The organism is Pseudomonas sp. Tn43 (assembly GCF_014192635.1).
In the GTDB taxonomy this organism is placed as follows: Bacteria; Pseudomonadota; Gammaproteobacteria; order Pseudomonadales; family Pseudomonadaceae; genus Aquipseudomonas.
The window spans coordinates 1-13,411 of sequence record NZ_JACHYG010000016.1 but is presented as its reverse complement, the minus strand read 5'-3'; the positions used below and the strand labels follow the sequence as shown (position 1 = coordinate 13,411).

Here is a 13,411-nt window from a genome sequence, read left to right as displayed (position 1 = left end):
AGCCATCGGCCTTGGAGATATTTTCTGAAGAGTGTTTCAGGGTTGTCCTACAAAAATAGTCGCGAGGTATCGGGATCAATGAAGCGGTGATCTTTCACATGAGTACTGGACCGTTCGACACAACTAGTTTCAGTATGTAGCCGCCCCGCCTCCGAGGGCTCACGCTGAAAAGGATCTGAGCATGTTCAAACTCACAGGACTCACCCTGGCCGCACTGACCCTGAGTGCCGCCGCTCACGCCGATGTCGATCTGAATCTGGGCAGCACCGAACGTGTTACCCGGCTGTTCGCCTACCCCAACAACTGCAACGTCATCTGCTATCGCAACTGGACACTGGAACAGACCGTCGAGCACTACCTGACCCAAAGCGTACAACGCGATGGCTACAACACCGCAAAAGTAGTGGTCAAAACCGACAACAACCAACTCTACGCCGCTATCAGCGGTGTGCCCGAAGGCTATGACAAGCCACTGGCCGCGTTGCTCAATGCCGGAGATCTGGCTTACAACGGCGCCAGTAAATTGAGTGCCGATGGCAAATGGACCTATAACTGGTACTTGTTCCTGCCGCTGGGCATGGCGCTGGAAAATCGCAAAAGCATCGAACTGCTGCACTTCCCCCCGGATTATTCGCTGACCCAAGCCCAGGACTACCTGGAATCCAAGACCACCGACCGTTGGGCCACGCTGCTGACAGCCAACGGCATCCCCGCCGACCAGACGCCGGGCTATCAGACCATCATCGACATCGCGCCGATTGCCGCGCCATCCAGCGCCGGTAAGGACCTCGAAGGCGTTTATGGCTACTTCAACGATTACCAGACCACCATGGTCAAGGAAGTCAGCCAGAACGCCAGCGGCGCTGTATTGCCGATGGTCGCCTTTGGCGCCCCCGTACGTAACTGGATCAAACAACAATATGGGCCGACCGTAGACGTGCTGGGCCTGGCAACCATCATCCCAAGCAAGGGTGTAGCGGTACCGGTACTGGGTTCCAATCACCCGAGCTACATCTGGTATGCCGCCGACCCAGAGGCTTATAGCGGCGACGATGCACAGGCCAAAGCCGATGCCGCGGGGCTGAAAGTCATGGGGCAGGATTTGAGCGCAGCGTGCTGGCAGGCTGGAATGGGCAGCAAGCCGGGTACTGACCCTGACGTTCAGCTGAAAAGCTGTACTCAGACCTGGCAAGTGACCCAGAAAGAAAAAACCTGCGAACTGTTCTACACCTCAATCCGCAACCTGACGCCTGAACAGGCCGTGGCGAAATGCACAACAACGGCCGTCAAATCCCAGCTGAAACAGCTGAAGAGCCCGTCTCTTGCGACCTCCGCCCCTGCCCCACACTTGTAAACGAAGAAAGTCCTCCCCGCGTGAGCCATGGCTGACGCGGGGAAGAGCCTTTTTCGCTGTCATATCTGACAGTAGACCGTTTGTTTCATTTGCGAGAGGCTTGGAGCGTACCCAATGTGCTGCAGGGCTGACAGGATGTCAGTAGACAGCGGTCGTAGCACTCGACTGACAAGGATTGTTATGAGAACCCATGCAGAACAGGCAATACCCCCACCGCCATCAAATGGCATCTATCCGTTTGTAGAGTTGCCCCTTCGCCTTGGATTCCCCTCCAAAGATGACTTTGAAATCATCTGCAACGCCCAGGGATCAGCAATAGCTGTCATGGCCTTGCGCGAATTCCCCCGCATCAGCCGAATCTGCAGGGTTTCTGGACATCTGTTGCCCTATCGCTGCCGACACACCCGTCAGATGGCACCAGGGATCCACGTTTACGATCCGCGTTTTTGCGGTCTACTGAGCCATTCCTGCGACCCCAACGTCTTTCTCGACATGAGCGAGCTGTGGATATGGGCCCTCAAGGACATCAAAAAAGGTGACCGGCTGACGATGGATTTCGCCGCGACAGAAGACAAGCTGCTGCGGCAGTTCGCCTGCCGCTGCGGTTGTCCGTACTGCCGTGGCTGGATCATCGGTTATGACGAGTCGCCGAATGCCAATGGCGAACAGTTTTTCCAACACTGGCGTCGATGAAGCGTCATCTGAGAGGTTTTTACAACGCCTCGACCGGACGCAAACGGTACTGCGCAGGCAACTGTTCGAAACCGCTGATGGTGGCGTTCAGGCTTTTCCAGCGACCATCCTTGATGCCATAGATGCATCCATGGACCGATAGTTTCTGACCGCGGTGCCAGGCGTTTTGCACAATGCTGGTATGACCGACGTTGGCTACCTGCTGAATCACATTGAGTTCACAGAGGCGGTCGACCCGCTCTTCTTCGGTGGATAACTTGGCCAGCTCTTCGCGTTTTTCGTAATAAAGGTCACGAATCGAACGCAACCAGCCGTCGATCAAGCCGAATTGACGGTCCTGCATCGAGGCGCGCACACCGCCGCAACCGTAGTGGCCGGTGACCAGGATGTGTTTGACTTTGAGTACGTCAACCGCGTACTGAATCACCGACAGGCAATTGAGGTCGGTGTGCAGTACAACGTTGGCCACGTTGCGGTGTACAAACAGATCGCCCGGCAGCATGCCGACGATTTCATTGGCCGGCACGCGGGCATCGGAGCAACCGATCCACAGGTATTCCGGGGTTTGTTGACGGGCCAGCTTAGCGAAGAAATCAGGATCTTCCTGGGTGATCGCGTCGGCCCAGCGCTCATTGTTATCAATCAGATCTTGTAATTCGTTCATGCAATGAAGCCTCGATAATGATGCGCTGCTTTGACAGACAACCGTCTATCCGGGTCACGCGCAAGATGAATATCTCCCATGCTGCAGTTAATGGCTATCCGATGCTTCATGCAGGTGGAATTCTCGCCAGCCCAGCGGGTCAACTGTAGCAAGGCCTACAGTATGAGGAAATGCCATGACTGACTCACGACGTCCGTTCGATAAGGCGCAACCCGAGCCCATCGACGACAACGAAGACCGCATGGGCTCAGTGCGTGAGCTGGATTTCGACGAGGAAGAACCGGGTTCCAGAATCGGTGACCTGATTCCCGAACGCGAGCGTGCGCAGAAGATGCCCGAGGAACGCGTCCGTGAAGCTGGCATGACCGGCGGCTCGACCGATGACCATGAGTCCACCGACGATGACATGAGCCCGGAAACCTTGATCCGCGAAGATGGCGCGCGGGATGCCCATGAAGAAGGGGAAGGCGGCCAGGCGGATTGGGATTTGAGCATTGTCGATGAAGACGACATCGGCGGAGGCGATGGGCTGGATGAAGCGGAATTGGCGCGGCACGATCCAATGGATGGCAAGCGTTGATCTAAGATCTGACCAGGTTCCAATGCAGGAGCTGCCGAAGGCAGCTCCTGCATTTCAGTCAACCAAGGTACAGGCCATGACGACCGCATCCTCACGCCCACCCACTGCCGGGTAGTAATCGCGCCGACGTCCGATTTCGTTGAACCCATACCGCTCATACAAGCGAAATGCCGCCCGGTTGCTGTCGCGCACTTCCAGAAAACATTCCCGTGCCTCGGCCTTGCAGGCAACCGACATCAAGTGCTCCAGCAACGTCAGACCCAAGCCTCGGCCCTGGTTTTCCGGTTTGACGGTGATGTTCAGCAAATGCGCCTCGTCGAGAATGATCTGCACCACGCCGTGGCCGACCTGTTGCTGCCCCTCGAACATCAGCCAGATCTGGTACTTGCCCAAGCCGTCGAGAAAAATCCCGCGGGTCCAGGGGTGGCTGTAAGCCGCGTATTCAATCTTCAGTACAGTGTCCAGGTCCGCCTCGGTCATCGGGCGGAACGATACGGCGTCACTCATTCGATTCTTTCCAGCGCGCCATCAGCCGACGCATGGCTTGCCAGACTTCAGCCTTACGCTGTGGCTCTTCCATTAATAATTCCAGACCCGGCAGGGCCCAGACCGAACCCAGGCCTTCGACCTGCAGTTCACGGTTGAAGGATTCGGCGTTGGCTTCACCGGCAAAACGCACCGCCGGCAAGCCGATCAGCCACAGGCAGACGCACGGCGCATCTTCGAGACGGGCTGACAGAAAGCCTTGTACGAAATCCCGAGCCGCTTCCGGCCCTTGATCCAGAGTGCCGCGAGCCAGCAGCGGCCAGCGCACCGGCTCGCCGACGATCTGCGGGCTGTCTGGCAGACCGGCGGCGCGCAGCATGTCCTTGAGCAAAAGATAGGCCGGGTCGCGGGTCTGGAAGCTTTCGCCTGTGGGTAACTCCACCAGCAACAGGCAACGACCTGCGCGCAGCAATTGAAGGGCGAAGCGCGGTGGCGGAACGACCGGCGCCTTGACCGCGACCGGAGCCTGCTCCTCTTCGACCTTGGCGTTCGTGCGGGTGCTGGCCAACGATGGCCGCGGCACTTCGATTTTCACCCGCTCAGCCGGTTTGGCCGCAGGTTCCACGGGCGCCGGCGCCACCGGAGCAGGCGCAATCGGGGCGACGACCAACGGCTCGGGCATCTCCAGCAGTTCGGGCCGCGAGGGCGCAGCAAAGGGCAATTCGGTACGCGGCAGCCAGTTGACCACCTGCATGGCGGTCAAATAAGCGCGGCGACGGGACTCGATAAGCAAAGGTCGGCCACTTGTGGATAACTAAAGTGCAATGATTCTACCGCCCTTCGCTCAAGATCGCCCGCGCTTGATCGATAGAAAGCCAACTGTCCGTCCCGAGAGTGAATCGACACGGCTGCGATGCAGTACAATCGCGGCTTTTAATTGCCAACCAGCCGGCCATTCCGATGATCGAACCCAAGCGCGTCTTGCGCGCCCTCGCTGAACACTGGGCACTTCTGGAGCCACTGTGCGAGCACTTCGACCAAGGCACCCTGAGCCTCAACGAACTGCGCACGCAACTGGCCGCCCAGCAACTGGATAGCACGCCGCAGGACATTACCAGTTTGCTGGACGTGTGGATCCGCCTCGACATTCTGGTTCCCGTGGCGAAAAGCCCGAACCGTTTCGAGCTCAATGCGCAGATCCACGACTTCCTCGCCTACCTGCGCCGTGAGCACCGTCTGGGCCTGTGCCTGGAAATCGAAGCCTATTTGCGCCATCTCGAGCGCCTGGCCGGTTACATTCAGGACGCCTTCGACATTCGCGACGGCAACGATCTGGCACGTCAGTTGCGTTTGCTCGACATGCGCGTGCGGGATGTCCTGAAAAAGCTCGCCAACGACGAACAGGCCCTGGTGGCCGTCGCCGAGCGGGCCAAGACCAGCGACCGCCAGATCCCGCTGCGTCAGCGCTACGCTGAAGTACTGGCGACCTGGGATGAATACGTCGAACCGATGATTCAGTTGGTAAACGCCGACGGCGCCTTCGAACAAGGCGTGCGCAAGGTCGAAAACGTTCTGTTGAAGATGCTCACTGAACAGCAGCGCCTCGGCCATCTGGTCGACGATGACATGCTGTTGCGTACCCACGCGCGCATCCTCGAAATGCAGACCAGCGCCCAACTGACTCTGCGTCATGCCCGTGAACTGTTGCTGCCGCTGCGTGAAGAAGCCCGTCGGCACAACGCCGTGACTCGTGGCGCGGCGCTGGCCTTGTCGGCGATTCGTCGCAAAGGTATCGATGCGGTACCGCAAGCCGCGATGCCCCTGTTCACCCGTCCGCAAAGTACCTTCCTCGGTAACGCCAGTCAGGTCGAAGCCTACGTATACGCCTTGGCCCGTTTCGAGCCCAAACCTGCGCGTTTTCCCAAGGCTCACAAGACTCAGAAAGGCGAAGCCCCGCGCGCGCCACGTACCGTTCGGGAGATGCTCGAGCGCTGCGAAGACGCCCTGCCGATGCCGGACCTGATGACCTGGCTGCTGGAGCAGGAGCCGGACGGCGCTACCGACGAATTGCTCTATTGGTTCTCGCGTCTGTCGCGGGAGAAACGCTTCAAGCGCGAGCGTCTGGAACGCCGCGATTACCATACTCACGAGCATCAGGTCAGCCTGTGCTCCTTCGCCCTGCTCTCGGCCGGCGACACCGCCACCGAGAATTCTGCGAGCATCCCACATGCATCTTGATCTATCCGAACTGTCCCAGCTGGCGCCGATTTTTCGCGAGCTGTTCAAGGGTTACCACGTCAGCCGCCGCGACCCGGAGCTATACGCCCAACTGTCGAACTTCCAGGACCAGTACCGCACGCTGTTCAAGGCGCTGGGCTTTGAACTCATCTGCGACACCCGCGGTTTTTACTACTTTGTGCCGGACCTTGCCGCTGCCGCGGTGAACAAGACTGCACAGCGCCTGGCACTGTTTACTTTCATCCTCGTCGAGCACTTGGCCGACCAGGGCCGCGACCCGATCGCGGTGCTCGACGGCGGCAGTCTCGGCCGCGATGAATTGCCCTCGTTACTGGAAAAGTACCGCGATCTGTTCATTCAGGCTGAAGTGCAAACCGTCGAAGAACTCGAGGAAAAAATCATGCGCCGCATGACTCAGCTCGGTTTTGCCGGTGAAGAAAACGGCGTTTACCGTTTCCTGCCACCGATGCACCGCTTCCTCGACGTGTGCCTGTCGGTTCAGCAGGACCGTGATCTGGCAGCCAGTCTGCACAGCGTCCTGCCGTTGCCGGTGCCCGTGCTGATCGATGACGACAGCGATGAAAAACTGCTGCAAACAGACGATCCGCTGGATCTGAGTGACTTCGCTGAAGAAAGCGAAGAAGACGCCCTGGCCCGTGCCATTGCCGAAGAACAGGAGACCGACGCATGAGCAAGGAACGCTACGGCATCCGCCGCTTTGCCCTTTTGAACACCGCCGGTTACAGCCTCGGCCTGTTCCCGCTGGAAGAGCCGCTGTCGGTTTACGGAGCGAACAACCTCGGTAAATCCGCCTCGATCAACGCCTTGCAGTTCCCGATTCTGGCGCGCATGTCGGACATGAGTTTCGGCAAGTACAGCCTGGAGCAATCCCGACGCTTCTACTTCGCCTCGGACACCAGTTACATCCTGGTGGAAGTCTCCCTGCCCCACGGCCCCCACGTGATTGGCGTGGTCGGTCGCGGCCCGGGCGGCGGTTTCGGTCATCAGTTCTTTGCCTACGCCGGCAAACTCGATCTGGCCCATTACCAGAAAGACGACACCTGCCTGCGGCAAAAAGAGCTGTTCACCAACCTTGAGCGCGAAGGCCTGAAAGCCTATGAACTCAAGCCGGATGAACTGCGTCGTTTGCTGGTGGGCGGCCACACCTCGATTCCGCTGGACCTGACGTTGATCCCGCTGCGCTCCACCAGCGAGCAGAGTCTGAAGACCTTCCGCGCACTGTTCATCAACTTGCTGCACATGCGCGAAATCACTGCAGCCAAACTCAAGCAGCTGTTCCTCGATGCTTTCGAACACAGCCTGCGTTCCGGCAGTGTCGATTACATCGCCGCGTGCGAAGAAGCCTTCCGTGATGTTCGCCGCATGGAGCAGGACTACAACTCGCTGGTCGCTGCCGGCCCATTGGTTGAAGCGTTGGCCAACGGCGTGAAACAGCGGGACATCCTGCGCGGCAAACTGCATCGCCTGTCGCCGCTGCTCGACTCCCTGCTCGGCACCTGGTCGGACTACGCCAGTGCGCGCAAGGAAGAACTGACGATTCAGGCCGAGCACTACCGCAACGAGCAGGACGCGCTGCAAAACGATCAACGCGGCGGCACTCAGGAGCTGATGCGTCTGGAGCGGGAAATCACCGGAATCCAGCGCTGGCTCGGCGAGTTGTCGGTACTCAAGCATCGCTTCGCGCTGGTCGATGACGTCAAAGTCCTCGAGCAGCAGCTGCTCGCCGCCAAGGACGCGCACGACGAACTGGCTGGTGCGCTGGCGCAGTCGCGGCAATTCAGTGCTGAAGACCTGGAAGAACGCCTGCGGGATCTGGAAAAACGCCTGAAGTCGGTCAAGCAACAACTCGATCACGCCGACAACAACAGCTACGCCCGTCTGCGCGAAGAATTCTCGCAACAGGATGTCGAACGCCTGATGCGCCTGTTCAACAGTGCGTTGTTCAGCCTGCCGTTGGGTGAACACGGCATTACGCTGGACGAGGACGGTCAGTGGGTCAAATCCATGGAACTGATCCTCGATGGTTTCAAAGGCGAGCGCTTCGAAGTGCCGGGCCTGTCCATCGACATCTCGCACATCGAGCCTCCAGCCCTGCAAGCCCTGGCTGACCGCGCGGCACTGCGCGATCAGAAAGACCGCCTGGAAAAAGAACTCAAGCAGCTGAAAACTCAAGCTGCGGTGGCAGCCGACCGCGCGGCCAGCAAAACCCAGACTGAAGCGCTGTACCAGCAAGTGCTGGATGCGCAGAAAGCCCTGGAAGACTTCCGCCGCACGCAAACCCTGAGCGCCGAGGAAGGCGACAAGCTAGAGCAACTGGCGCAGATGGAAGCGGCTCAGGACGAATTGAAGCGTTCCAGCGATGCCTTCACCGAACGGGTCCAGCAACTGTCGGCCAAGCTGCAACTGGTCGGCCGGCAGATCGGCGACATGGAAGCCAAGCAACGCACCCTCGACGACGCCCTGCGCCGTCGTCAGCTGTTGCCGGCGGACCTGCCATTCGGCACGCCGTTCATGGACCCGGTCGATGATTCCATGGACAACCTGTTGCCGCTGCTCAACGACTATCAGGACAGCTGGCAAGGTTTGCTGCGCAGCGACGGGCAAATCGACGCGCTCTACGCACAGGTTCGCCTCAAGGGGGTGGCCAAGTTCGACAGCGAAGACGATATGGAGCGTCGCCTGCAACTGCTGATCAACGCGTACGCACACCGCACCGATGAAGCGCTGACCCTCGGCAAGGCCCGTCGTGCAGCCGTCACCGACATCGCCCGGACCCTGCGTAACATTCGCAGCGACTATGACAGCCTCGAACATCAACTGGCGCTGTTCAACCGCGAGATCAACAAGCGCCAGGTCTCCAACCTGCAAAGCTTCCGCATCGTGCTCGCGCCGAACAAGGAAGCGCTCAAGCACATTGACCAGATCATCCACAGCGCCGGTCAGTACGAAGAAGGCGAAACCCTTTCTGTCTTTGACCTGAGCCAAAGCGCCGATCAGGACAACAAGAACGAAGAGGCCAAGGAATACCTCGCGCGGCTGGTGGCGGCGAACCACAACCAGCTCGGCCTCAAGGATCTTTTCGAGCTGGCCTTCGAGATCACCAAGGTCAACGGCCAGCCGGTGATCCACACCGACATCGATGGCGCGGCGTCCAACGGCACCACCATGACCATCAAGGCGCTGACCAACATGTACTTGTTGCTGCACTTGATGGACCGCGACCAGGCCGGTCGCGTGCGCCTGCCGTACTACCTCGACGAGGCGGCGGACATCGACGAGAAGAACCAGGCAGCACTGCTGGAGACCAGCCTGCAATTGGGCTTCGTGCCGATTCTGGCGAGTGTGAAGCCGCAAGTTTGCGCCAGTGTCGCCATCGACCTGGAAGGCGGCAGCGGCCCGAACGGCATCTACATCGACGAAGCAGACTGGAAGTACATTCGTCGCCACGATGAAGTGAAGGCAACCGTTGTTGTACATACTGATGAACCCGAGCTGGATGCGGTCTGATTTGACTTGAATCCAACAAAAAAGGCCGCGATCCCATGGGATCGCGGCCTTTTTTTATCTTTTCATTGTAGGAGCGAGGCTTGCCCGCGAAGGCGTCTTCTCAATCGACCAGGATTACTTTCCGAGAGAAATCTTCGGCGCCCAAGTCAGCCATTCATCTTCGAACTGGTCGAACAATGGGAAGGTTTGCTCAGGCCTCGCCGGCACACCCATGCGGTCGCCATCCGGTGTGGCAAACGCAATACCGCCCTGGACCAGCGTCTCCAGCGATTCGGTGCGTATTGTCGCGCCTTTGAACAAGCCATAATCAAAACCAAAACCACTGGTGTTCCAGAACCGCGTGCCACTGCGCACCAGCGGCGCATACTTCGGTTCAATCAGAATGTGCACCAGCACGCGATCAGCCGTCTGGCCCAGTTCATAGCCGGTCACCTTGCCTACCGTGATTTCGCGATAGGTGACGGGGACGCCAGCCTTCAGAGACCCCCGACGAGCAGCGCTCAACACCAGGCTTAAACCAGCCTCTTCCTTGGCAATTTCCGGAGGATTGGTCAAGGCCACGAAAGTCTTCTGTGGACCGAGGTTCTTCGGCGCCGGTTGTACTTCGATGTATTGCCCGGTGACCAACGTATCGAGGTTCGAGGTTTTAATCAGACCGAGCTCAGGTTTAACCACCCAGAACTGACTGCCGACTCGAGCGATACGCTCCGGCACTTCGGTGATTCGTGCGGTCAGCAGTACCGATTGCAGGTCATCACTGAGGTCGACGTCCTCGATCTTGCCAACGTCCAGGCCTTTGAATCGAACCGGCGTGCCATTGCGCAGGCCATCGGCGCGATCGACCTTGATCGTGACCATAGTGCCTTTCTGCGTTGCCTCATCGTAATTGGCATGCAGGCGGAAACGTGGAATTCGCTTTTGCAACGGCGCCTTGGCTTCCGGGGTTTCGAAGGCGATGCCGCCAGCCATCAGGCTCTGCAACGACTCACTTTTGACCTGGATGCCGCCGGTTAGCCCACCGGTGAGCGTAATGCCACTGGCATTCCAGAAACGCGTTGAGGCGTTGACCAGTCCTTCGTATTCCTTCTCGATATGCACCCCGATCACCAACTGCTTTTTGGTGCGGGAGAATTGATAGCTTTGAACCGAACCGACCTTGACCTGTTTATAGAGAATCGGACTGCCGACTTCCAGAGAACCCAGGTTTTCGGTGAACAACACCAAATGCAGGCCTGGCGAACGCAGATCCAGCGGCGGCGCCTTGGGCCGCGCTTCAAACTCGCGCTGCGGCGCACCGCCCTTGTCGCCTGGGCGCACGGCGATGTAGTTGCCTTTGACCAGCGCTTCCAGGCCTGTAATACCGGCGAGCGAAATCGATGGTTTTACCACCCAGAATTGAGTGCCGGTGACCAGGTAGTCCTCGGCCAGCGGGTCGAGCGTCAACTCGGCGGTCGCGCTGGACAGGTCCGGATCCACCTTGAGCGTTTTCAAATTGCCGACCTGGATGCCTTTGTACATTACCGGCGTACGACCAGACTGCAGGCCTTCGAAATCGCTGAGTTTGACTTTGACCCGAATACCCGCTGCGGCGGCATCGAAATCCTCATAGAGACGGAACGGCAGGCTTGGATCGGTAGGCGGGCTGTCCTTGCGATTTTCCGGAGTGGCAAATGCAATACCACCGGCGACGATGCTGGCGAGGGACTCGCTACGTACTTTCACGCCAGAAAGGTTGGCATCGATACTGATGCCGCTGGCATTCCAGAAACGCGTGTGTTTACGCACCAGGCTGGCGTAGGTCGGCTCGATGAAGACTTTGAGTTCGACAGTGCTTTGGTCTGCGGACAGCACATAGCTTTTGATTTGACCGACCTGGATCTGTTTATAGAACACCGGGCTGCCGCGATTCAGCGAGCCGAGGCGATCAGCCTTGATGGTCAAGTGCAGGCCTGGTTGCGCATCTGATAGCGGAGGCTCCTGGGCCAGGGCTTTGAACTTGCGGGTCGGCTCGCCTTCGCCCGGGCTGACGGCCACGTAATTACCCGAAACCAACGTCTCCAGCCCCGTGATGCCAGCCAGGCTCACGCTCGGCTTGACCAGCCAGAAACGCGTGCTGGTTCTCAGGTATTGCTCCACGTCTTTATTCATTTCGATGGTAGCAATCACTCCCTTGGAGCTGCCTTCGTCATCGAGCTTGAGAGCTTTCACCTTTCCGACCGACATGCCTTTGTAGACAACTTCGGTCTTGTTGGCCTGAATGCCTTCACCGCTTTCGAAACGCACCTGGATCTCGATGCCCGTCTCGGTATAGGCACGCCAGCCCAGCCAGCCGCCGATGATCAAGGCGATCAGTGGCAACACCCAAATGGCTGACCAGTTTGAGGCCGGTCGGGTTTTAGCTTTAGGCAAATCAGTCATGGTCGTCGTCCGACTCCGTGTTATCCCAAATCAGTCGGGGATCGAAAGTTACTGCGGCAAGCATCGTCAGAATCACCACACTGGCGAAGGCGATGGCGCCAAGATTGGCTTCAATGCTGGCAAGCCGTCCAAAATTCACAACCGCCACCAGGATGGCGATTACAAAGATATCCAGCATCGACCAGCGGCCGATGAACTCGATAAAGCGGTACATCAGAATGCGCTGGCGTGCCGAGAGCGGCTGACGGCGCTGCACCGAAAACAGCAGCAATGCGATGCCTACCAGCTTGAACGTGGGGACCAAAATACTGGCGATAAAAACCACGGCGGCGATTGGAATCATGCCGTGCTGAACCAGCTGGATCACACCGGACATAATGGTGCTCGGATCGCCCTGCCCCAGGGAGTTAATGGTCATGATCGGTAGCACGTTGGCCGGTATGTAAATAATCGCCCCCGTGATTAGCAATGCCCAGGTCCGCATCAGGCTGTTTGGGCGGCGGGCGTGAACCAACGCACCGCAGCGAGTGCATACCTGCTCGTCAGTATCGGCTTCCTGTTTATTCAACTCGTGGCATTCGGCACAAACAAGAATGCCTGCATCAATCGCCCGCATGGGCATCTTCTCCTGATAACGCCTGCCAGATCTGATGCGGTGACATCACCACTTCCAGCCAGACCTGAACCAACAACAAGCTGATGAAGCATGCCAGACCAAGACCTATGGTGATCGCCGCCATATCGGCCAATTTGACGATCGCAACCAGTACGCCCATGAGGTAAACCTCGAGCATCCCCCAGTCCCGTAGATGGTGATAAATGCGGTAGAGCAGCAGGCCATAACTGCGTCCAATATCGAAGCGAATACTCAGCAACACGAACAACTGGCAAAGTAGTTTGAGCAGCGGAATCCCCATGCTGCAAAGGAATACCACTGCCGCTACGCCTCGCATGCCGGTATCGAACAGACCGACAACGCCACTCCAGACAGTATCGTGCGACGACTGTCCGAGTAGATGGAGCTGCATGATGGGTAAAAAGTTCGCCGGGATAAACAACAACAGCGCGGCAATGACCAAGGCGAGACTGCGCTGCACGACATTGTGTCGATGGGCATACAGCTCATATCCGCAGCGTACACAGATGGCTTTCTCACCATGAGCAAGCTCAGGCTTGCGCATCAGCAAGTCGCACTCATGACACGCAACCAACTCGTCCAGCGGTAAATCTGACAGCCCTGGGGTGTCAACCGGATCTGGCATAAAGACTCTGGCTCCAAATAAGTTGGACCTATTCTAGTGTCCTGACTCGAAAATAACTGTGCAAATTTGTGCTGTGTCGTAAGGGTTGGTTCTTTTCCTGCGGACAAAACAAAACCCCTACCTGCAGATGCAGATAGGGGTTTCGGAATTTGATCTTGACGATGACCTACTCTCACATGGGGAAACCC

12 protein-coding genes are annotated in these 13,411 nt (G+C 58.2%); 6 read left to right on the top strand and 6 right to left on the bottom strand.

The genetic code is table 11. The features are described 5' to 3' along the window. Window positions 1-181 precede the first annotated feature (181 nt). Together FHW68_RS25035 and FHW68_RS25030 are read left to right on the top strand one after the other, a co-directional pair. Window positions 182-1,354, top strand: a complete 1,173-nt coding sequence (locus FHW68_RS25035) for a hypothetical protein (protein WP_183683605.1) — start codon at window positions 182-184, stop codon at window positions 1,352-1,354. 180 nt (window positions 1,355-1,534) lie between these two features. Further along, a complete protein-coding gene (locus FHW68_RS25030; protein ID WP_183683603.1) occupies window positions 1,535-2,047 on the top strand; it encodes an SET domain-containing protein-lysine N-methyltransferase in 513 nt (170 codons plus the stop codon). Window positions 2,048-2,066: 19 nt separating this feature from the next. On the opposite strand, the gene can is transcribed toward FHW68_RS25030, so the two are convergent. After that, window positions 2,067-2,711 carry a carbonate dehydratase gene (can, locus tag FHW68_RS25025; RefSeq protein ID WP_183683601.1) on the bottom strand — a complete coding sequence of 215 codons (645 nt, stop codon included), beginning with the start codon at window positions 2,709-2,711 and terminating at the stop codon, window positions 2,067-2,069. A gap of 175 nt (window positions 2,712-2,886) precedes the next feature. On the opposite strand from can, the gene FHW68_RS25020 reads away from it, so the two are divergent. Then, window positions 2,887-3,291, top strand: a complete 405-nt coding sequence (locus tag FHW68_RS25020) for a serine kinase/phosphatase (RefSeq protein WP_095630793.1) — start codon at window positions 2,887-2,889, stop codon at window positions 3,289-3,291. Window positions 3,292-3,345: 54 nt separating this feature from the next. On the opposite strand, the gene rimI is transcribed toward FHW68_RS25020, so the two are convergent. Together rimI and FHW68_RS25010 are read right to left on the bottom strand one after the other, a co-directional pair. After that, window positions 3,346-3,798, bottom strand: coding sequence for a ribosomal protein S18-alanine N-acetyltransferase (rimI, locus tag FHW68_RS25015; protein ID WP_095630794.1), 453 nt, complete (start codon window positions 3,796-3,798; stop codon window positions 3,346-3,348). Beyond that, window positions 3,791-4,531 carry an energy transducer TonB gene (locus FHW68_RS25010; RefSeq protein WP_183683658.1) on the bottom strand — a complete coding sequence of 247 codons (741 nt, stop codon included), beginning with the start codon at window positions 4,529-4,531 and terminating at the stop codon, window positions 3,791-3,793. The genes rimI and FHW68_RS25010 overlap by 8 nt, the downstream gene beginning before the upstream one ends. A gap of 206 nt (window positions 4,532-4,737) precedes the next feature. Here FHW68_RS25010 and mksB point away from each other — a divergent pair, with 206 nt between their 5' ends. From mksB to mksF, 3 genes are read left to right on the top strand one after another with little or no spacing between them, the layout of a single operon-like run. Continuing rightward, window positions 4,738-6,015 (top strand): Mks condensin complex protein MksB, encoded by a 1,278-nt coding sequence (gene mksB, locus FHW68_RS25005; RefSeq protein ID WP_168185053.1) that lies wholly within the window; start codon window positions 4,738-4,740, stop codon window positions 6,013-6,015. Next, the gene (mksE, locus tag FHW68_RS25000) at window positions 6,005-6,706 is read left to right on the top strand and encodes an Mks condensin complex protein MksE (RefSeq protein ID WP_095630797.1); all 702 of its coding nucleotides are present in this window, start codon (window positions 6,005-6,007) and stop codon (window positions 6,704-6,706) included. The genes mksB and mksE overlap by 11 nt, the downstream gene beginning before the upstream one ends. Beyond that, on the top strand, window positions 6,703-9,543 hold the full coding sequence (gene mksF, locus FHW68_RS24995; protein ID WP_095630798.1) for an Mks condensin complex protein MksF: 2,841 nt from the start codon (window positions 6,703-6,705) through the stop codon (window positions 9,541-9,543). Before mksE ends, mksF begins: the two co-directional genes overlap by 4 nt. A gap of 114 nt (window positions 9,544-9,657) precedes the next feature. Here mksF and FHW68_RS24990 read toward each other — a convergent pair whose 3' ends face one another. Genes FHW68_RS24990 through FHW68_RS24980 form a run of 3 tightly spaced genes read right to left on the bottom strand, consistent with a single transcriptional unit; the run spans window position 9,658 to window position 13,223 of the window. Then, on the bottom strand, window positions 9,658-11,961 hold the full coding sequence (locus FHW68_RS24990; protein WP_095630799.1) for a PqiB family protein: 2,304 nt from the start codon (window positions 11,959-11,961) through the stop codon (window positions 9,658-9,660). After that, the gene (locus FHW68_RS24985) at window positions 11,954-12,577 is read right to left on the bottom strand and encodes a paraquat-inducible protein A (protein WP_095630800.1); all 624 of its coding nucleotides are present in this window, start codon (window positions 12,575-12,577) and stop codon (window positions 11,954-11,956) included. The genes FHW68_RS24990 and FHW68_RS24985 overlap by 8 nt, the downstream gene beginning before the upstream one ends. Further along, window positions 12,564-13,223, bottom strand: coding sequence for a paraquat-inducible protein A (locus FHW68_RS24980; RefSeq protein WP_095630801.1), 660 nt, complete (start codon window positions 13,221-13,223; stop codon window positions 12,564-12,566). The genes FHW68_RS24985 and FHW68_RS24980 overlap by 14 nt, the downstream gene beginning before the upstream one ends. Window positions 13,224-13,411: the final 188 nt, after the last annotated feature.